Source organism: Hydrogenophaga sp. OTU3427, assembly GCF_038440225.1.
Lineage (GTDB): Bacteria > Pseudomonadota > Gammaproteobacteria > Burkholderiales > Burkholderiaceae_C > Hydrogenophaga.
In genome coordinates, this window is sequence record NZ_JASATI010000043.1 from 12512 (window position 1) to 32588 (window position 20077).

Consider the following 20077-nt stretch of genomic DNA (forward strand, 5'->3'; position numbering starts at 1 on the left):
GACTTTTTACGACACATCAAACCAGCGCCCTGTGCCGGGAGGCGAGGGGAGGTCCTTCAGCGCGGGGCCAGGTGCCAAAGCCCGAGGGGGGATTGAGCTGTTGATGACGACCAGGTTTTCGATGTCGCCGCCCCAATCACCCGCGATTTGAAACACGGCCTGGAGATCACCCAGCGGGTCATGGTCGCTCTGAGTCCTGTGCGTCAGAGAGATGAGTGGCCGATTTAAGGAATGGCGATCCGTGCTGATCACCCAGCAAAAGCTCCAAAGGCTTGGGGCCGCGCAGGTCCAGACAGAGGCCCTTGAACACCTCCAAGGCATTCATGTGCAGATTGCTTTTATGGATCAGACCGACGTCTACCATCACAGGTGGACCATCAAGGCGCAGACAACTGAAAGGTGAACGATGGACGCTGCCAGTATCCAGGGCATAGGCCACCATGAGCGCGCTCGCATCGCTGATGGACACCATTCGCTTGAGAAACTGCGCATCGTTTGATTCGGTAAGAATCGGCGGGTAACCCTTCCCCTCAAAGATCGCATCGGTCAGTGATCGGGTACCACTCTTGGCCTGAAACAAGGCAATGGGGTACTGGCGCAGCTGATCCGGAGTGACCCGGTTGATCGATGCCAGCGGGTGTTTCGATCGGACGATAAATGCGTGTTCGGCGCGGGCGAGTCGAACTTCGCTCAGCGACTCATACTGTCCAGTGAGCGGACCGAATGCAACATCGGATGCACCAGTGAGCACGCGGCGGACAGCAAGGTCCGCGCTCTCCGTGGCGGTGAAAACCAACTCAATGGCAGGAAAATTCTGACGAAACACTTCGCATAGGTCCCCCAGAAGGTATGTGAAGGACATGGGTGTTGCAGCCACGCGCAAGATTCCTGCCTGCGGGCCACGCTTCGCATTCGCAAAACGCCTTTCTAAGGCAGTGAACTCCGCTGAAATGCGGGCAAAGGACTCGAGGACCACACGCCCTGCCGTCGAGGGGTAGGACTGGGGCCGCGCTCGAATCAGCAAGGTTTCCCCAAGCTCCTCTTCCAGCTGTCGTATCTGGTGGCTCAAGGCCGATTGCGTCAGGCCCAGTGTTGCAGCGGCCTCACCAAAGTTTCCGCTGTCGGCGATGGCCTGCAAGGCTCTCAATTGCCGGATGTCCATGGGGCGGTCGGTCTCAAGGTCGACGATGAATTTGAGTCATGTGGGGGCGGTCGAAATCTAATAGGACGATTGCGTCACGCGTCCTACATTCTGCACCCATGGCAGAAAGATCATTCAAGCACGAAGTGCAAAAGTTGCGCGCAGGCGCGGGTGCGGAGTTCCAGGGCGAAGGTATCCTGGCTGTCACCAAGGCCTTGCTTCAGTCTGGTGTTGCGTACGTCGGCGGTTACCAAGGCTCGCCGGTGTCTCATCTGATGGATGTGCTTGCAGATGCAAGTGAAATCCTTGATGAACTCGGTGTGCATTTCGAAAGCTCGGCCAGCGAGGCCACCGCGGCAGCCATGTTTGGCGCCTCCGTTCACTATCCGCTGCGGGGCGCGATCACGTTCAAGTCCACCGTTGGCACGAACGTGGCTTCCGACGCCTTGTCCAACCTGGCCTCGGGTGGTGTCACAGGTGGCTGCCTGGTGATTCTGGGGGAGGACTACGGGGAGGGCTCTTCGATCATCCAGGAGCGTTCGCACGCGTTCGCGATGAAATCCCAGATGTGGCTGCTGGACCCCAGACCCAGCCACAGCGCCTTGGTGGATGCGGTGCAGAAGGGTTTCGAGTTGTCGGAAGCCAGCCGCACGCCAGTCATGCTGACCATGCGCGTGCGCACCTGCCATGCGCACGGCCGCTTTCTTGCACAAGACAACGTGCGCCCTTCGTTCACATTGAAAGAGGCCATCGAAAACCCTCGTCGTGGAGTGGAGCGCATGGCGCTTGCGCCAGCGACGTTTCAGCACGAACACGAGAAGGTTCATGAGCGATGGCCAGCCGCGACTCGATTCATCCGTGAGCATGGTCTCAACGAGGTGTTTGAGAGCTTTGAAGCGATCGGGTGCAGCGTCGGCCTCATGGTCCAGGGCGGTTTGTACAACACGCTGATTCGTGCCCTGGAGCTGATGGGGCTTGCGGACATTTGGGGTACGGCCCGGTTGCCCATCTACGTCATGAACGTCGTCTACCCAGTGGTTGACGAGGAGGTGGTCGAATTCTGCGAGAAGTACCAGGCCGTTCTGATGCTGGAGGAGGGTCAACCCGAGTTCATCGAGCAGACGCTGCAGACCGTCATGAACCGCGCGGACGTTGCAACGCGGATACACGGCAAGGACCTGCTACCGCGCGCGGGCGAGTACACCACGCTCGTGATGATGAAGGGGATTCGCAAGTTCCTGCAGAGGTACGCGCCGACGCTACTGAAGATTGTGCCGGTGGATGCTGGTGTCGCGGCCATGCTGGCACCCAAGGTGATTCCCCTGATCCCCTCGATGCCTGGTGTTGCCCTGCAGGATGTCCCGGGTGTGTTGCCCCGGCCACCATCGTTTTGCACCGGGTGTCCGGAGAGGCCGTTGTTCACCGCCATCAAGTTGGTTGAACGCGAGATTGGCAAGCATTACGTCAGTGCGGACATCGGGTGCCACCAGTTCGCGGCGTTGGCCCCGTTCGACTTTGGCGCGACTTCCATGGGATACGGCCTGGGCGCTGCAGGCGCTGCGGCTTTGAACGTGGAGGGTGCCGGCCGCCGGACCATCAGCGTGATGGGGGATGGCGGGTTTTGGCACAACGGACTCACCTCGGGTGTTGGCAATGCCGTGTTCAACAAGAGCGACAACCTGATCGTGGTGGTGGACAACGGGTATTCCGCGGCTACTGGCGGCCAGGATATTCTGTCCTCCAGAGCAAAGAACGAGAAGCGCACCACGAAGATGTCCATCGAAGGGGCGGTACGTGGCACGGGGGTGAACTGGATACGCACCGTCTCACATACCTATAACCTCAAGAAGATGATGACCGCCGTGCGGGAGGCGCTGACCACCAACGACCTTGGGCCCAAGGTGTTGATCGCCCAATCGGAGTGCATGCTGAACAAGCAACGTCGGGTCAAACCGCTGATGCGCAAGAAAATCGCTCAGGGCGAGCGTGTCGTGACCGAGCGCTTCGGAATCGACGCGGACACCTGTACCGGTGACCACTCCTGTATCCGATTGTCTGGGTGTCCGTCGTTGAGTATCCGGCCGAATCCAGACCCACTGCGGAAAGACCCGATTGCGGTGGTGCAGTCCAGCTGCGTGGGATGCGGATTGTGCGGTGAGGTTTCGCATGCCGCGGTGTTGTGTCCGTCTTTCTACCGTACGGAGTTGGTGAGCAATCCCGGCCGGGGTGAACGCCTTTGGGCACGCATCACCGGTGCCATCACCGCTTGGCTTCAACGCCGTTTGTCCGCCCGGGAGTTCGTCCATGTCGCGTGAGGTACCGAGCAACGCAGCGTCGCACAGCAAGCCCATCAAGATCGCGATTCTGGCGATGGGAGGGGAAGGTGGTGGTGTGCTCGCCGACTGGATCGTCGATGCCGCCGAGACGCAGGGCTACCACGCCCTTTCCACGTCGGTGCCAGGTGTGGCCCAACGCACGGGAGCGACGATCTACTACGTGGAAGTCCTGCCGATTGCGCGCGAGGTGCAGCGGTCGCCCGTCTTCAGCCTGATGCCGACACCGGGGGACGTGGATGTCGTGATCGCCTCCGAGCTGATGGAGTCGGCGCGCGCGGTGCAGCGTGGTCTGGTCACGCCAGACAAGACCACCCTCATCACCTCTTCTCACCGTGTCTACGCGATGCCCGAGAAGATGGCCATGGGCGACGGACGGGTGTCCACCGAGCAGTTGCTTGAAGCGGGGCGCAAGGCTGCGCGGAAATATGTGGTGCGTGAATTTTCCCGATTGGCGGAACGCAATGGCAGCGTGATCAGCGCTGTGCTATTTGGTGCGCTCGCAGCGGCGGATGTGTTGCCTTGGGGCCGCAAGGAATGCGAGTCTGCCATCGAACGGGGTGGCGTGGGCGTCGCGGCAAGCTTCAAGGCCTTTGCCGCAGGGTTTGACGCCTACCGCGACGACGTGGCCCAGGACCCGCCACCGGCTGAACGACCTCGCGCGCTGGAGGACCCTCGTCTCCAGGATCTCCTGCACCGGGTGCGGCGCCATTTCCCGGCCGATATCGCAGACGTGGTCGCGCATGGCGTCAAGCGTGCGGCGGACTATCAGGACCTTGCCTACGCCGCCGAATACCTGGACCGCCTGGCCCCCATGGTGGAACTGGACAAGCAACTGGGTGTGCCAGGTTGGCGCCTGGCCCGGGAGACGGCGCGGTACTTGGCGTTGTGGATGACGTTCGAAGACACCTCGCGCGTGGCCGAACTGAAACTGCGAGCCTCGCGTTTCCAACGCGTGGGGCGCGAAGTGCAAGTGGGTCAACAGCAACTGATGCACATCAACGAGTACTTTCATCCGCGCTTGCAAGAGATCGCCGACATGCTTCCGGAGGGTGTGGGGCGCTGGCTCATGTCCAGCGGCATACCCCGTGCGCTGGTAGAGCGGTTCACCCAGGGGGGGCGTGTGATTCGCACCACGTCGCTGACGGGATTCTTGATGCTCTACCTCGTGGCGGGTTGCCGTGGCTTTCGTCGCGGGTCTTTGCGGTATGCCAGGGAAAGTCAGGCAATGCGTATCTGGATCGCTCGCGCCGCCAGGACCGCGCCGACCGACTACGCGCTGGCCTGCGAGATCGTGGAGTGCCAGCGTCTGATCAAGGGCTACGGCGACACGCATGCGAGGGGCATGTCGAACTACGAAACCATCATGTCGATGCTGGAGGGGCGGACATGGGCAACGGCGGAGCAAGTGCGTGAATTGCGCGACGCGGCGCTGGCCGACGAGTCCGGCCAGAAGCTGGCCCGCGCCCTGGAGGCGCAAGCCTCGGCCAACGTCGCCGAGGTGAGCGCATGACCACCTCGCATCGCGTCCAGCTGGACATCGGCTTCAAGCATTGCGACCCGGCCGGGATCGTGTTTTATCCCCGCTACGTCGAGATGCTCAACGACGTCGTGGAGCATTGGTTCCGACATGGATTGGGCTGCGATTTTATGACCCTGCATGGTCCGCGCGGTATTGCCGTGCCTGTTGCCAAGCTGGAGGTGAACTTCAAAGAGCCGAGCGTGCTCGGTGACACCTTGCTTTGCCGATTGACCGTGCAACACGTCGGGAAGTCTTCCTTGCACTTGCGAATCGACATGTTGGGGAATCGCCCCTCCACCGAGGAGCGAATCAGGCTTTCAGCCAAGCTGACGGTCGTGTTTGTGGGCATGGAGGAGAAGCGCCCCATCGCCATTCCTTCCGATCTCCGAGAAGCGATCGGGGCGTATTTTGTCGGTCCCGGAGCGCAGGCCATGCCCTCCAGCCGAACGGGTGTTTTTGCTGGTCACCCATGAAAGTCTCTTGCGTTTTTATACATTCGGCCCGCTTGGGATGAGCGAGCGCTGCAGACCCATTTTTTCCACAAGGTAAACATCATGAAATTCACTGTATGCGATCGGGTTCGTATTTTTGGGTTGATTGCCCTTTGTGTGGCTGCTCTGGCGGCGGGGACATCCGTCCACGCCCAGTCGCCTGGTCCAGCTTTCCCGAACAAGCCCATCCGGGTGGTGGTCCCGTTCCCGGCGGGTGGGGCCATCGACTCGTTTGTGCGAACGATCGGTCCCGAGTTGGAGCGGCAACTCGGCCAGACCATCGTGGTGTTCAACAAACCCGGCGGCGGCTCGCAGATCGCGGCATCGGATGTCCTGTTGTCGCCGGCCGACGGCCACACGATTTTTGTGGGGCAGATCGGCGACTTCACCGTCAATCCGCTGCTGTACAAAAACATCAACTACATTCCCGCGCGGGACTTCGAACCGGTCACCATGCTGGTGCGCGCGCCGCAAGTCATGTTGGCCAATGCCGGTGGGAAGATCAACAGTGTCAAGTCCTTGAAGGAAACCATGGCAAGCCCTGGTGGACTGGTGACTTATGGTTCGTTCGGGCCCGGAACCGCACCACACCTTCTCGGCCATATCCTTTCGAAGCAAGCGTCGGGGGCGAAATTCACCCATGTGCCCTACAAAGGATTTCCGCCGGCCATGCAGGCTCTGATGAGCCAGGAAGTGGATCTTCTGTTTGATGCTGTCCCTGGTACCTTGAACATGATGAAGGCGGGAAAAGTCGTTCCGCTTGCGGTTGCAGGAACCCAGCGCAACAGCCATCTTCCGGATGTCCCGACAACCGCCGAAATTGGCTTTCCCGCACTGGTGATGGATTTTTGGATTGGGGCTGTTGTCAAGAAAGGAACACCTGCGGCGATCGTCAACAAGCTGAGTGATGCCTTGCAGCGGTCTGTTGCCAGCCCGGAGAATCTCAAACGGTTCAGCGACTCGGGCTATATCCGTGTCGCCACGACCCCCACCGAGTTCGAATCATCCATCCGTTCAGAGACTGAAAGAATCAAGCCCGTGATCGTTGAGACCGGGGTTGTCATTGATTGATGGATGTCCGGTTTCTTTGGTCAATGCTCTCGATGACAAATTCATCCACCCTGCAACTTCGGGTCGCCGCCATCGACAGGCCACACCCCCTGCTCTGTCGGCTTGTCTTGCGGGCTTTCGATGGCGCTTCCCTTCCGCCTTACGATCCGGGGGCGCACCTCCAGGTCGCGGTTCATTTGCCGGACGGGAAGGTCGATTGGCGGCACTATTCGTTGGTCAATTTCGATGCATCGGAGGCGGCGCGTTCCCGACCCGATCACTACCTGCTGGGCGTCCGGCTGGAGCCCGCAGGGCGGGGCGGTTCCAGGTTCATGCACGGGTTGGTGGTGGGCGATACGGTGACCGCCCGATCTCCACGCAACGATTTTCCTTTCGGTGATGGGAACGCCCCCGCGTTGGTGGTGGCCGGTGGGATTGGCGTCACGCCCCTGGTGTCCATGGTCACCGAATGCCGGCGTCGCGGGCGACCGGTGCGCATGCTGTACGCCAGTCGCAGCCGCGACCAGATGTTGTTTGTCGATGAGCTGCGCCTGCTGCTGGGTGATGACCTGTCGTTGCATGCGGATGAAGAAGCGGCACGGCCTGTTGATGTTGCATCGGTGCTGGACACTTGCTCTCCAGACGAGGTGCTTTATGTGTGTGGTCCTCAACCATTGCTTGATGCGCTGCTCAGCGGGGCACGGCAACGCGGTTGGCCGCCTGAGCGAATTCGGTTCGAACTTTTCTCTGCGCCGCAGATGCAGCTTGGCGATCAGCCCTTCGATGTGGTGCTTGTAGGAAGTCGTCAAACCCTGCGAGTTGGCGTTGATCAAAGCATTCTGGAGTGCCTGGAGGCCGCGGGCTGTGATGTGTTGGCCGACTGCCGGCGAGGCGAGTGTGGCGTCTGCGTGGTGCCCGTTCTGGACGGTGACGTCGATCATCGGGATCATGTCCTGAGCACAGCTGAGCGGGATGCTGGAAAGTTGATCCAGATTTGTGTGTCGCGTGCAAAGGGACCGCGGCTGGTGCTGGACCTTTGAGGTGGCATCGGTCGCGCGGTTGCATCTGCATCCAGAAAAAATGGACGCTGATGCGCTACTGATCGTGGGCGACGAGGGTGGCGTACTCGCGTTCGGATGCCATGACGAACCGCTGTACGGCGTCCGCCGCCGCGACGCTGTCGTGCCGCGTGAACGCCGCAACAAGCTCCTCGTATCCCGCGATCATGCTGCGCTGAACCCGCTTGTCGGACAGGGTTGCTTGGCGTACCACGAACACTTGATCTGCATAGCGTGTGAGGGTGGCCACCAGCCTTGAATTGCCCACCGCGCTCAGCCAGGTGTCCCTCCACTTCTGCGCCGCCCCAAAGATGCGATCGATATCGTTGTCGGCGTGACCTGCTTTGGCTTCTGCAATCGCTTGGTTGAGTTCATCAATTTGTTGCGGCGTGATGTCGCGGGCGGCCATGGCCGCGGCTCTTGGCTCAAGAAGGCGGCGCAGCTCGAACACCTCACGGATGTCCCGTGGCTCGAGTTGAGGTATTCTGTAGCCGCGCGGCGTGCTCATCAGATAGCCCTCGACAACCAGGCGCAAAAGCGCCTGGCGCACAGGGACACGCGACACACCCAGGTGACTTGCGATATCGGCTTCGACCAGCCGCTCGCCAGGTCGAATGGAGCCATTGCGCAGCCGATGCAGCAAGTACCGATAGGCCTCCATGCCGAGGTTTTGCTGGGATTCGGCGGGTGCGTGCTCGAGAGAAGCTTCCGGGTTGTCCGTGGATGGCATGGTCAGAGTCTATCGCCATCGATGGGCCGCGGCCGTCCATGCGGCTCAATCAGTGCGAGCACGCGCAACGGGCTGCCTGAGCCTTCCAGGATCTTCAGCGGCGCGGCCAGGATGAGTGTGCCGGTGGGAGGGAGCAGGTCCAGATTGGTCAGGCACTGCAACCCGTACTTGCCCGCGCCGTGCATCAAAGTGTGGCAGGGGTAGGGCGTGGGCCAGCCGAAGGATTGCCCGGCATCGGTGTTGATGGTCTCTACCGCAAAGCCCAGTACATCGCGCTCCCGGATCAGCCATTCGACAGCCTCTTGGGTAGGGCCTGGGGTATGCGGACCGTCTTCCTTCATGTTCACGAAAGCGGCGGGATTTTGGAGTCGCTTGGACCAATCGGTACGAAACATCAGCCACGCGCCGGCGGGAATAAGTCCGTGTTGGGCTTCCCAAGCCATCAGGTACTCGGGCGTCAACAGCCAATCCGGGTTGTCCGCCACATGAGCGCTCGCGTCGACGACGACGGCGGGCGCGATGAAGTTTTCAGGGCCGATGGTGTCGACCGTGTTTGCCAGCAGTTCGCTGCCCGTGATCCAGTGCGCGGGTGCATCGAAGTGCGTGCCGGTGTGCTCGCCACAAGTGAAGTTGTTCCAGTACCAGTGTGGGCCGGCCTCGTCGTAACGGGATATGCGCTGGCGACTGAAGCCTTGAGTTTGGCCGAATGGGCTGGGCAACCGAAGCGCGGGAAAGTCTTCGCTCAGCACCTGGGTGAGGTCGATGGTGCGCAAGGTGCCGGACCGCACACCTTGGGCGACTTGGGCAAGTAGGTTCATGGGGATCTCTGCTTGGGGTTGGTAGCGGTTGCTGTGGGAAAGCATCTCAGGCGTCAACCAGAGCCAGCACGCGCAGCGGGCTGCCGGAGCCATTGAGAATCTTCAGTGGGGGGGTCACCAGAATCGCCCCCGTGACTGGAAGCTTGTCCAGGTTGGTGAGGCACTGCAGCCCCCACTTGCCAGCGCCATGCATCAGGGAGTGGCAGGGGTAGGGTGGCTTGAGGTGATCCGCCTGGCCGGCATCGGTGCCAATGGCCTCGGTGCCAAAACCCAGCACATCGCGCTCCTCCACCAGGAAGCGGATCGCGTCCGTGGACGGGCCTGGCGTGTGCTGGCCGGTGTGGTTGGCGTTGACGTAGCTCGCCGGGTCCTCGCGCTTGCTCCAGTCTGTGCGCATCAGCACCCACGCACCGGCAGGGATGCGACCATGCGCCGCTTCGAAATGGGCCAAGTCTTCGGCGGTGAGCAGGTAGTCCGGATCGGCCGAGGCCTTTTCGGTGCAATCGACGACGCAAGCTGGCGCGAACATGTTCTGCACCTTGACGGTGTCCACCGAGTTGTTGGGCAGATACCGGCCCGAAATCCAGTGGATGGGGGCGTCGAAGTGTGTTCCCGCGTGCTCGCCGCAGGAGAAGTTGTTCCAGTACGAAGCCGGTCCACGGTCGTCGTAGCGGGAAATCTCCTCCAGCCGGAAGGGCCAGCATTGGCCCAGTTCGGGGGGCAGCGCTATCGTCGGAAATTCTGGGCTGAGCGTCTGTGTCAGGTCGATCACCCGCACCTGCTCGGTGGCGAGCGCTGTGGCCAGTTGGGAGAGAACGGAAAGTGCCATGTCAGAGATCTCCCTGTGCGAGCTCGCGCTCGAGTGCCTTGGGGTTGTCGCGCCAGCGGGCAAACCATTCCTGGGCCATGTCGCCAGGAAACAGGTCTTCCACGCCATTGATCAGTGCCTTGACCGTCGCCTCGGCCAGCGAAGCGGGTGCCAGCTTGGGTGGCGGCAGGTTCTGGTTCCATTCGTCGTCGATGGGGCCCGGAAACACATTGATCACGCGGATGCCATGCGACAGCATGTCCGAGCGCAGGCACTGGGCCAATGACAGCGCGGCCGCCTTGGACGCGGAATAGGTGCCTTGCGCCGGGAAATTGCTCAGTGCAAAGACCGACAGCATGTTGACCCAGGCGACGGCGTGTGCACTGCCGTCGGCCGCTCGACCCTGCAGTGCCGGACCAAATGCCTGGGCGAGGCGCAGCAGTCCAAGGTAGTTGATTTCCATCTCGGCGCGAGCGATGTCGGTCCCACGACGCGATGAGATGCCGTGCGTGCGGTGCACTTCCGCGTTGTTGATCAGGATGTCCACCTTGTGGCCAATTTCAGCGCCCAGACGGGTCACGGACATCGCGTCTGTGACATCCAGTGGGACCATCTCGACCCCGGGCAACGTGGCGAGTTCGGCGACGCCTGGAATGAGCTTCCATGGCTCGGCATGGCCCACCCACACCGTGTCGGCACCGGCCTTCAGCAGGGCGCGGACCAGGGCCTGACCGACCACCGACTTGCCGTCGGTGACCAACACTTTGCGGTTGTGGGGTGCGCACCCCGTTTCTTGTTGCAGTTTTTCTTGCGGATGCATGTCTTGCTCCGTTTCGGGTTGGGCGATCACGACCGCCTGTCCCGCGCGGTCCAGTCGAAGCGACAGCCGCACACGGGAGGATGTTTCGGTCACACTGTCCGTGAGGAACGCGATCACGCAGGGGCCGTTGTCCAAGCGCACGGAGCCGATGCGCCAAGGCAGCCGTTCCTTGAAGTACAGGTGATTGCTGTGGTGCAGGGTGGTGGACGTCAGCAGCTCGCCGTGGCCCGACTGCTGGGTCCAGCGGACGTTGGCGGAAAGGCATTTGACGCAGGTGGTCTGCGGCGGGTACTGGGCGGACCCGCAGTCAGCGCAGCATTGCAAGCGCATGCCCACGCCCAATGCCGCGGCTTCCGTGAGGCCATGTGCGATGCGGCTGCGGCCTTGTGGCGGCAGGTTCATTTGCGGCGTTCGCAGCAAGGGGTTCTTGCGCTGCGCCCGTGGGATGTCCGAGTGGGCGGATGGCGTCATGCCGAGGCCTCCATGATGACGGCGCCGGTGCAGACGCAGCGGTCGTAATTGACCATGCCAAAGCCCGCCGACAAGCCCCATCGGGCCTGGTGGACCTGGCGGTCCCCGGCGGTGCCCGTGAGCTGGCGCATCGTCTCCGTCAGGCCCAGGAAGCCGCCGGCCGCGCCAGGTTGTCCAGCGGACAGCTGGCCACCCGTGGTGTTGTGGGGCATGCTCCCGTCGAAGGTGAAGGTGTTGGCGCGGACGTATTCGGGCGCCCCCCCGGGTTCACAAAAACCCAGACCTTCCAATTGCATCATCGAGATGACCGGGTAGTCGTCGTAGGTTTGAAGCACGTCGATGTCTTGTGGCTGTATGCCGGCCTGCGCATACAGGTCCTTCTGGTCCATCAACCAGCCACCGCGCACCATGACGGGGTCTTCGGTGTAGGCGTTGTGCCGTTCGATCGCGCCGCGCATCAGCACGTGGTCCAGACCCAAGGCCCGGGCTTTCTCCTCGCGCATGACCAGGAAAGCCTCGGCCCCTGCGCAGGGCATGACGCAATCGAGCAGGTGAATCGGGTCGGCGATGACCCGGGCGCGGAGATAGTCGTCGAGGGTGATTGGCTTCTTGAGCAAGGCGTTGGGATTGCGCGCCGCGTTGTGGCGTTGACTGACGGCGATCTTTCCGAAGTCTTCTCGGGTCGCGCCAAAACGTTTCATGTAGTTCGCGGTGATGAGCGCGAACATGGCGTTCGGTCCCCCGCCGCCGTAAGGGTAGGTGGCGTCCCGCGAGAAGTGGCTGAAGTTGGACAGGCTGTGCCTGAAAGAGCTCACGTGGTTGGTGTCGGCGCCGATGCAGGCGACGATGTCGGCGTCGCCACATTGCACGGCGCGCGCGGCGCGGCGCAGCGCCATCACGCCCGAGGCGCCCCCGGTGGGCATGTGGTCCATCCAGCGGGGCACCAGGCCCAGTTGCTGAGTCAGACCCACTGTGGTGTCGGGCGTGAGCATGAAGCTGCCGACACTGAGGCCATCGACCTGGGCTTTCTCAAGCTTCGATTGGGCGAGCAGGGCGCTCAGCGCCTGGGCCGCGAACCAGTGAGATCCCTGGATGCTGTACCTGGCGTAGGGGACGGTGACGGGCACCGCGAGCGCGATGCCGCTGTAGCTGAGTCTTGACATGCTCAGGACTGCCTGTTTTTCAGATGGCGGGTGTCGATGCAACGCCCCTGTCCTGGAAGCTGGGCTGCGAGCGTTTTCAGTTCCCCGCGCTGGATTTTTTGCGAGCTGGTCACGGGCAGTGCATCCACGAATGCGACATAGCCAGGCGCCTTGTAGTACGCGAGGCGGTCCAGCGACCACCGCACGATGCTGGCGGCAATCTCCTGGCGTTGTTCCTCCGGCACGGTGTCCCGCGCGATCACACAAGCCAACACTTCGTCGCCGCGCACCGGATCGGGCGTCGCCGCCACGGCCGCGGTTTTCACCGCCGGGTGCTTGTTCAGCACGGACTCGACTTCCACCGCGGAGATGTTCTCACCGCTGCGTCGGATCACGTTCTTTTTGCGGTCCACGAAATAGAGCCCACCGCTCTCGTCACGGCGCACCACGTCGCCGGTGTGGAACCAGCCACCGGCCCATGCCTCCGCCGTGGCCGCTTCATCCTTCAGGTAACCGGCGAAGAAGTGACGGCGAGGATCGGTCCCGCTGGCGCGCACGAGCAATTCACCCGTCTGGCCTGCCGGCGCCTCGCCGCCATCCTCCGCCACCACGCGCACCTGCACTTGAGAGGAAGGTTGACCGATGTAGTGGGTTCCGATGTGGCGTTCACCCTGGTGGGCGTGGATGGCGGCGCCGGCACCGGTTTCGGTCATGGCCCAGCCTTCCACCAGAGGGAAGCCAAAACGTTGCTCGAACACCGAGTGATCGGCTGCACCCACCCCCGCGCCAAAACCCCAGCGCACCGAATGCCGGATGTCCGATTCGGCGGGCGGGGCCGACAGGAGCATGGCGGGCATGACGCCCAGGTAGTGAACGATGGTCGCACCTGCGGCACGCACCGATTCCCACCATGACTTGGGGTGGAAGCGATCCAGCTGGATGATGCAGCCTCCGGCGGTGATCACGGCCATGGCGGAGAAGCACATGGCGTTGACGTGGTTCAGCGGCAGTGGCGTCATGATGCGCTCCACGCCCGGTCGAACCGGGCAGTGACCGCCCAATGAGGTGTACCAGTCGCCGGTGTACAGGAAGTAGTCGTTGGTCAGCCGGCAGCCTTTGGGGCGGCCGGTGGTGCCGGAGGTGTAGAGCAGCGCGCATTCCGTGGATCGGTCCGGTGCATGTGCCTGTGTCGCGGGGATGGCAGGCGCTGGAAACACGGTGGCCTGCGCGTCGGCCACGCGGGTCGGGATGCCGGCGGTTTCGGCTGCCGACGTGATCAAGGCCGTGCGATCGGGCAAGACGACGGCCAGGGCGATTTCGCTGTGGCCGATGAGGTATTCCAGTTCGGCAGAACGCATCTCGGCGCTCAGCGGTACCACGCTCACGCCCAGGCCGTTCAGGGCCAGCCAGTGGAAAAAGTAGATGGGGCGGTTTTCCAGCATCAAGCCCACGCGGTGGCCGTGTCCGTACCCTGCCTCGATGTAGGCGGCACGCAGCCGCTCGACTTCATTCGATGCCTGCGTCCATGTGTAGGAACGGGCTTCGATGCCATAGGTCTTGGCCGTGACCGCCTCGACATGGAGGAATTCGGTGTCGGCCCAACGCTGTGCGCTTTGGTGGAATCGCTCGTAAACGGTGTTCATCGCGGGGGGTGTCGATCAGAGTTGAAGGGACGCGTGGAAAGTGCATTCCTCGCCAGTGTGGGGTGGGTGGTCGTTAGCGCAAGCGCAGCATCGGGTCTCCAGGACCGCGACGGGTCGTTGCCAGGCGTGGCTGCAAACGGCCTGGAACATCCCCAGAATGGGTGCGCACACGGGGCGCTGGCTCGGACCGGCCGCACGGGCAAAAGGACTGTTCTTCACCCGCAGGATGCATTCGCGGGGCCGGTGTTCAAAGGTCCATACGCCCCAGCCCAGGGAGGCGGCACCGGCGCCTGCTGTGTTGAACAGCGCCTCGGGTGCGTTGCCCACGCCCAGCGCGTAGGCGCTTACGCTCTTTCCGCCGTGACGGAATACGGATCGTGCAAAGGCTTGCAGCACATCGGCGCGGCTGTGTTCGGGCAGTTCGGAGAACATGCCCATGAGCACGTCGGCGCGCATGAGAATGTAGCGCCGGTCCTGATCCAGCACTTGACCACGCTCGGTGTCAAACAGCAGACGATCCTGCAGGGTGGCGCTGCCGCTCATGGGAACAGCTGGATCATGGGCAGACGCGCATTTGCGTTGACCAGGTTCACCCGCTTGAGCGCGATGCGAAGCTGCCCGTCGACATGGACGATGCGGTGGATATAGTGGCCATGCAGCGTCACCAGGTCTTCTCCCCGGCTTTCGGCATAGCTGAAAGGGGTACGCATCACAAAGACACCGGCGTTTTCATCGCTTTCCATCAGCATCGGCTTCTGCAGCACATGTTGCCCAGTGCTGTTGGGTTGCTGCGAGTGCGCCCGGCCAGTTTTCAGACGTTCGATGCGCAACGCGAGCAACAGCCGGTCTTCGTCGGCGATGGCGTTGTATTTTTCGTTTTCTGTCTGCAGCCGTCCTTTGAGGGGCACCCAGTAGCGGCCGTCCTCAGCGAAGAGCGCCAGCCATTCGTCGTAGCGTTCCTCGTCCAGCAGCAGCGCGTCGAGGTAGATCAGATCGATCAGGGCTTGATGGTTGATGGTCATGTCACGCCTCCTGGCTTTCTGACGTCATGAATGTCACCCAGGCACGGTGGAAGTTCCGCAGCAGCAACTCGCTGGTGCCGCTGCACATGCGGGTCGGTTCCGCCGTTTCGCTTGCCTCGTATTCGCGGTGCAAGCTGATCCATTCGTTGGCGTTCGAGCGCAACCCTTGTTGTTGCATTTCAAACAAGTGCACGTCATCGTGTGCGACCACCGACATGGGGGAATAGACCAGTCGGCTGTAGGTCAGGGCGCGATCGAGCAGCAGCTCGGGGCCATCCACCGTTCGGAAATTCCACGATTCGATCACGGTGCGGTTGACAGCGACAGGGCGAATCACGCGGATCGTCTGTGGGGATCCCTTGAGTGCCAGACTGGGGTACAGCACGGTATTTTGTGGTGAGCGCTCCAGTATTTCCTTGGTGCGCGCCTCGCCATGAGCGGCTTGCAATGCGGAGACGTACTCCGGCATGACGCCGTAGCCGGAGTGGATACTGAATTTGGTGCCCGAGATGCTGTGGCCGTGCGGGAACACTTGCCCGCCCATCTCTTTGAAAAAGTCGTAGCGCTGTCCAAAGGGCAGGATCTGCTCAAACGCCATGGGTACGTTGGTGCCCAGATTCCAGTCGTCCGCCACCGACTGGGCCGCGCGCACCGCTGACTCGTGTGTGGATACGGGGTGCACTGAATCATTGATGTTTTCCAGGTACAGCTTCCAGTTGCAGGCAATCGTGTTGCGAAGCACCCCCCCCTCAATCTGGAGCTCACCTTTGGGCGATCGATCCACCATGAGGTCGATCGAGGACAACACGTCACCAAAGTAGTCTCGGAAATCCATCCCCTGCGGGTTGACCCGACCGAAGATGAAGCCACGGTAGACCTGAAGCGCCCCTATGGGCTTCATCCCTTCGCCGGCCGGACTGCACGCCATGTTCGTTCCCTCGTATCCCTCCTTCAGGGGCATCGAAATCGGCGCACCGTTCAGACGAAATGACCATGAGTGGTAGGCGCAGCGGATGAAGCGACCGTCCAGGCGGCCCGATTCAGCCGCAAACAGTTTGGCGCCACGGTGGGGGCAGCGGTTGTGAAACACCCGAACCTGACCTTCTTGGTCTCGCAGCGCCACGAAGGGTTGCCCCGCGACGTCCAAGGTAAAGAAGTCGCCGGTTGCCGGAATTTGGCTGTCGTGGCCCAGGTAGGTCCATGCGTTGGCGAACAGCTCTTGCTGCTCCTGAGCAAACAGTGCCTCGTCAAGGTACACGTCCCGATGAACGCAGTCCTCTTTCACCAGATGCTGCATGTGTCCCAGTTTTTTGCTGTGTCTCATCTTCTATTCCATAATGCGGTGTTAAAAGTATACCAAAATAAGAACGAGCACCGGTTTTCATTGAAAATCCGAGCGATTTACGCGGGCAAATTTCGAAATTCACTTCGATAAATTTGGTTATATGGATAACAGTGGTAAAAATGAGATAAAAATTATATTCAAAGGTATACTGAATCATGGGTGGAAGCTTCATAGGGGTTGTTTGGCTAAGCACTCAGTCCGAGTGGGGACTGACCACGCGCGGCGTGGAGGCGCTGCTGGGCTGGGGGTCGCGGTGTGAGTGCACCGGTTTTCAGCGCCGTGTGGATCTTCGGCTTCGTCTTGATGCCTTGGGTTCAAGGGCGGCGGAGGCTTTTGGAGGTCAGCAGACCGGACTGTCCTTCGTGGTGCCGGGTGCCTTGATGGGCTCGCCCGCGGGGCAGTCATCCGAGATTTCAGAGCCCCTCGGACCATGTCCAAGAGGGTGTCTGGTTTGATAGATACACACAGGAGCTGTTATGGATTTCGATGCATCCGACCTGACGTTGCAGCAGGCGTACAAACTCATGACGGGTGTTGTGGTGCCGCGCCCCATTGCGTGGGTGAGCACGCTCAACGCGGAGGGAAAAATCAACCTCGCGCCCTTCTCGGCCTTTACCTTCGTCTCACACGCTCCCCCGATGATCGCGATCAGCGTAGGCATGCGCAACGGCGACCTCAAGGACACGGCGCGCAACATCCTCGCACGCAAGGAGTTCGTGGTGAACGTGGCCAATCACGCATTGCTTGGCGCTGTACATCAGAGCTCCTTCGAATACCCGCCCGACGTGAGTGAAGTCGACGCGCTGGGTCTCGCAGTCCATCCCAGTCATCACATTCAGACGCCGCGCATCGCGCAGGCACCGGCCGCACTGGAATGTCGATTGCATCAATGCCTGGAGTTGGGCCGAGAGCCAAGCCGTTTGATCGTGGGGGAGGTGCTGCGTTTTCACGTTCGTGATGGCCTCGCCATCGACAACAAGATCACGGCAGCAGATCTCGACCCGATCTCGCGATTGGGAGGCCCCAACTACGCGACGCTCGGCAAAGTCGTGACGATCACGTAGGAGACGCAAATCCCGCTGCCGTGAACCGCCCCGGATTTTGAGGAGACTCCAACGCTTGAGAAGATCGCTCCTGTCAAACGAGCGGGATCTTGAGCTGATCGATCACATCCTGCGTCTGCGGGCGCACGCCGCGCCACCACGCGAAGGCCTCGGCGGCCTGTTCCACCAGCATGCCCACCCCGTCAGCCAGTTGCTGAACGCCGGCCCCTTGTGCCAAGCGCAGAAAAGGCGTGAGCCCTTTGCCGTAGGCCAGTTCGTAGGCCAACGCGCCGGGCGCAAACACGGTGGCAGGCACCGGTGGCAGTTCCCCGCGCAGGCTGGCCGAGGTGGCGTTGAACACCAGGTCGTATTGTTCCGTTTCCAAATGGGCATAACGAAGTGCACGCACCGTGCCGAGGTCGGCCACTTCCTGGGCAAGCGCCTGTGCTTCCTCCAGGGTGCGGTTGGCGATGTCGAGCACGGTCGGGCCTTGCGCCAGGAAGGGCAACAAGGCCCCACGCGCCGCGCCGCCCGCGCCCAGCAGCAGCACCCGTTTGTCCTTGAGCGGACAGCCGAGGTTGTGCACCACGTCGCGGGTCAGACCGATACCATCGAAGTTCTCAGCCAACACCCGATCACCATCGAACTTGAGAGCATTCACCGCGCCGGCCAGGCGAGCCCGATCCGAGTGTTCGGTGGCGTATGCGAAGGCGTCCAGTTTGAATGGTGCCGTCACGTTCATGCCGCGTCCACCTGCCTGGCGGAAGCGGTCGACATCGGTGGCGAACCCTCCCAAGCTGCCTTCGATGGCGGTGTAGACGAGGTTTTGCCGGGTCATTTCGGCAAACATGCCGTGGATGAGGGGCGATTTGGTGTGGCCTATGGGGTTGCCGATCACGGCGTAGTGGTCGCTCATGGGGTGGTCCTCACTTCGAAAACAAGACGCCATCGGCCACCATCGCCGTGATCTCGGCTGGGCTGAAGCCCAGTGTGGCCGCCACCTCGGCGTTGTGCTGGCCCAGATCGGGTGCCACCTGACGGATGGTGGTGTCGCAGTCGGAGAAGCGGAAAGGCAGGTTGGGCAGGCGCAGTTTGCCGTAGCGCGGGTGCTCCTGTTCCATCACCATGCCCCGCGCTTGAATCTGCGGGTCCTGGATGACCTCGTCGATGCGTTGGACCTTGGCGGCCGGTACGTCGATGCCGTCGAGCAGGTCCAGCACCGTGGCCACAGAACGGGCAGCGACCCAGGCTTTGACGGCAGTCAGGATTTCCACGCGGTGTGCATTGCGGCCATTGAGGCTGTGAAAGCGTGTGTCGGCGCCGAACCCGGCGGGACCACCATGCTGTTCCAGCAACGTGGCGAAACGCTTCCAAGCGTCGTCCACCTGAGCGGCGATCACGAGGTCACCGTCGTTGGCGCGGAACACGCCGTACAGGGTCGACGTCGGCATGTCGTGGCCGGTCTGCTGCGGCAGCACGGTGCCACCCGACAAGGTGTAGCACTGCACCGCGTACTCGTGCATGGACACCAGCGTGTCGTACAGCGCCATGTCGATGTGCTGGCCCTTGCCGCTGTTGACGCGGCCGAGCAAGGCCGCGTTGATGGCGGCCACCGCATGGATGCCGGTGTACATGTCACCCAGCGAAATGCGCAGCAGGGGAGGCGCTTCGCCTGGATTGCCCACCATCTGCATGATGCCGCTCTTGGCCTCGGCGATCAGGCCAAAGCCGGCGCGGTGGGCGTCCGGTCCGGTGTGGCCGTAGGCAGAGATGGAGCAATACACCAGTCTGGGGTTTCGCTTGGACAACTCGGCATAGCCCAAGCCCAGCTTGTCCAGCGCACCGGGGCGATAGTTCTCGATGAACACGTCAGCGCTGTCGCAGAGTTTCAACATGAAGTCTTTGCCGCGCGGGTCCTTCATGTCGACGCTGACGCCCTGTTTGCCCATGTTGAGTTGTAGGAAGTAGCCGCTTTGTTGCTCATCGATGACGTGGGCGTGCTGGCGACCCGCGTCACCGGTGCCAGGGCGCTCGACCTTGATGACTTCGGCGCCCAGCGCGGCCAGGCAGCGGCCCACATAGGGGCCGGCCAGAAAGTGGCTGTAGTCGATGACACGGATGCCTTGGAGGGGGAGGGCTTGCATCAGAAGGCTCCCGGGCGGCGCGGAATCATGAGGCGGTGTTCGCCCTTGTGCACCACGTCGCCGTGCTGGTTGATGAGTTCGGAAGGCAGGATCACGATGCCCCAGCCGGGACGGCTCTTGCTGGCGCGCAGGCCGGTGACGCTGAACTTCACGTGCAGCGTGTCGTTGATCTTGATGGGCAGCAGAAAGTCCCATGTCCAGCCCAGCGACATGCCGGGCAGGAAGCGGTACTCGCTCTGTGTCTTCAGGCCGTCAGCGATAGACAGGCCGAACAGGCCGTGCGCCACGCGGGTGCCGAAGGGCGTCGTTCTGGCGTAGTCTTCATCGATGTGCACGGGTGTGTGGTCGCCCGTGAGCACCGCGTAGGCATTGATGCGGTCCTCGGTCACCTCGTAGGTGGGGCTGATGCAGACATCACCTTCGGTGGCATCGTCCCAATATTTCTCGGGCGTTTTGAATTGAATGACGGGGGGGGTGATTTTCATGGTCGGTGTGC

20 protein-coding genes are annotated in these 20077 nt (G+C 61.9%); 6 read left to right on the top strand and 14 right to left on the bottom strand.

The window, feature by feature from the left end:
• Nucleotides 1–178 precede the first annotated feature (178 nt).
• On the bottom strand, nt 179–1162 hold the full coding sequence (locus tag AAHB17_RS19605) for a LysR family transcriptional regulator (protein WP_342132530.1): 984 nt from the start codon (nt 1160–1162) through the stop codon (nt 179–181).
• A gap of 98 nt (nt 1163–1260) precedes the next feature.
• Between AAHB17_RS19605 and AAHB17_RS19610 the strand changes: the two genes are divergently transcribed.
• From AAHB17_RS19610 to AAHB17_RS19630, 5 genes are all read left to right on the top strand, one after another.
• Complete coding sequence (locus tag AAHB17_RS19610; protein ID WP_342132532.1) at nt 1261–3456, top strand: indolepyruvate ferredoxin oxidoreductase subunit alpha; 2196 nt, start codon at nt 1261–1263, stop codon at nt 3454–3456.
• Nucleotides 3446–4987, top strand: a complete 1542-nt coding sequence (locus AAHB17_RS19615; protein ID WP_342132533.1) for an indolepyruvate oxidoreductase subunit beta family protein — start codon at nt 3446–3448, stop codon at nt 4985–4987. Before AAHB17_RS19610 ends, AAHB17_RS19615 begins: the two co-directional genes overlap by 11 nt.
• Complete coding sequence (locus AAHB17_RS19620) at nt 4984–5469, top strand: acyl-CoA thioesterase (RefSeq protein ID WP_342132534.1); 486 nt, start codon at nt 4984–4986, stop codon at nt 5467–5469. Before AAHB17_RS19615 ends, AAHB17_RS19620 begins: the two co-directional genes overlap by 4 nt.
• 81 nt (nt 5470–5550) lie before the next feature.
• Complete coding sequence (locus AAHB17_RS19625; RefSeq protein ID WP_342132535.1) at nt 5551–6558, top strand: Bug family tripartite tricarboxylate transporter substrate binding protein; 1008 nt, start codon at nt 5551–5553, stop codon at nt 6556–6558.
• Nucleotides 6559–6590: 32 nt separating this feature from the next.
• On the top strand, nt 6591–7577 hold the full coding sequence (locus tag AAHB17_RS19630; protein ID WP_342132537.1) for a PDR/VanB family oxidoreductase: 987 nt from the start codon (nt 6591–6593) through the stop codon (nt 7575–7577).
• Nucleotides 7578–7632: 55 nt separating this feature from the next.
• On the opposite strand, the gene AAHB17_RS19635 is transcribed toward AAHB17_RS19630, so the two are convergent.
• The 10 genes from AAHB17_RS19635 to AAHB17_RS19680 are packed head-to-tail and all read right to left on the bottom strand — an operon-like array spanning nt 7633 to nt 16551.
• Complete coding sequence (locus AAHB17_RS19635) at nt 7633–8325, bottom strand: GntR family transcriptional regulator (RefSeq protein ID WP_342132539.1); 693 nt, start codon at nt 8323–8325, stop codon at nt 7633–7635.
• Between the two features lie 2 nt (nt 8326–8327).
• A complete protein-coding gene (locus AAHB17_RS19640; protein ID WP_342132540.1) occupies nt 8328–9143 on the bottom strand; it encodes a cyclase family protein in 816 nt (271 codons plus the stop codon).
• 46 nt (nt 9144–9189) lie between these two features.
• Complete coding sequence (locus tag AAHB17_RS19645) at nt 9190–9972, bottom strand: cyclase family protein (protein ID WP_342132541.1); 783 nt, start codon at nt 9970–9972, stop codon at nt 9190–9192.
• Nucleotide 9973: 1 nt separating this feature from the next.
• Nucleotides 9974–11242 (bottom strand): SDR family NAD(P)-dependent oxidoreductase, encoded by a 1269-nt coding sequence (locus tag AAHB17_RS19650; protein WP_342132542.1) that lies wholly within the window; start codon nt 11240–11242, stop codon nt 9974–9976.
• Nucleotides 11239–12405, bottom strand: a complete 1167-nt coding sequence (locus tag AAHB17_RS19655; protein ID WP_342132543.1) for a thiolase family protein — start codon at nt 12403–12405, stop codon at nt 11239–11241. Before AAHB17_RS19655 ends, AAHB17_RS19650 begins: the two co-directional genes overlap by 4 nt.
• 2 nt (nt 12406–12407) lie before the next feature.
• Nucleotides 12408–14027 carry an AMP-binding protein gene (locus tag AAHB17_RS19660; protein ID WP_342132544.1) on the bottom strand — a complete coding sequence of 540 codons (1620 nt, stop codon included), beginning with the start codon at nt 14025–14027 and terminating at the stop codon, nt 12408–12410.
• Nucleotides 14028–14042: 15 nt separating this feature from the next.
• The gene (locus AAHB17_RS19665) at nt 14043–14570 is read right to left on the bottom strand and encodes a 4-vinyl reductase (protein WP_342132546.1); all 528 of its coding nucleotides are present in this window, start codon (nt 14568–14570) and stop codon (nt 14043–14045) included.
• Entirely contained in the window at nt 14567–15049 is a 483-nt protein-coding gene (locus AAHB17_RS19670; RefSeq protein WP_342132547.1) for an aromatic-ring-hydroxylating dioxygenase subunit beta, read from the bottom strand. Before AAHB17_RS19670 ends, AAHB17_RS19665 begins: the two co-directional genes overlap by 4 nt.
• Before the next feature lies 1 nt (nt 15050).
• Nucleotides 15051–16373 carry an aromatic ring-hydroxylating oxygenase subunit alpha gene (locus AAHB17_RS19675; RefSeq protein WP_342132548.1) on the bottom strand — a complete coding sequence of 441 codons (1323 nt, stop codon included), beginning with the start codon at nt 16371–16373 and terminating at the stop codon, nt 15051–15053.
• Entirely contained in the window at nt 16297–16551 is a 255-nt protein-coding gene (locus tag AAHB17_RS19680; RefSeq protein WP_342132549.1) for a hypothetical protein, read from the bottom strand. The genes AAHB17_RS19675 and AAHB17_RS19680 overlap by 77 nt, the downstream gene beginning before the upstream one ends.
• 319 nt (nt 16552–16870) lie before the next feature.
• Here AAHB17_RS19680 and AAHB17_RS19685 point away from each other — a divergent pair, with 319 nt between their 5' ends.
• Nucleotides 16871–17458, top strand: a complete 588-nt coding sequence (locus AAHB17_RS19685; protein WP_342132550.1) for a flavin reductase family protein — start codon at nt 16871–16873, stop codon at nt 17456–17458.
• A gap of 73 nt (nt 17459–17531) precedes the next feature.
• Here the strand turns inward: AAHB17_RS19685 and aroE are convergent, their stop codons facing one another.
• From aroE to AAHB17_RS19700, 3 genes are read right to left on the bottom strand one after another with little or no spacing between them, the layout of a single operon-like run.
• The gene (gene aroE, locus AAHB17_RS19690; RefSeq protein WP_342132551.1) at nt 17532–18353 is read right to left on the bottom strand and encodes a shikimate dehydrogenase; all 822 of its coding nucleotides are present in this window, start codon (nt 18351–18353) and stop codon (nt 17532–17534) included.
• A gap of 10 nt (nt 18354–18363) precedes the next feature.
• Nucleotides 18364–19581, bottom strand: a complete 1218-nt coding sequence (locus AAHB17_RS19695) for a CaiB/BaiF CoA transferase family protein (RefSeq protein ID WP_342132552.1) — start codon at nt 19579–19581, stop codon at nt 18364–18366.
• A complete protein-coding gene (locus AAHB17_RS19700; protein WP_342132553.1) occupies nt 19581–20066 on the bottom strand; it encodes a MaoC family dehydratase in 486 nt (161 codons plus the stop codon). The genes AAHB17_RS19695 and AAHB17_RS19700 overlap by 1 nt, the downstream gene beginning before the upstream one ends.
• Nucleotides 20067–20077 lie beyond the last annotated feature (11 nt).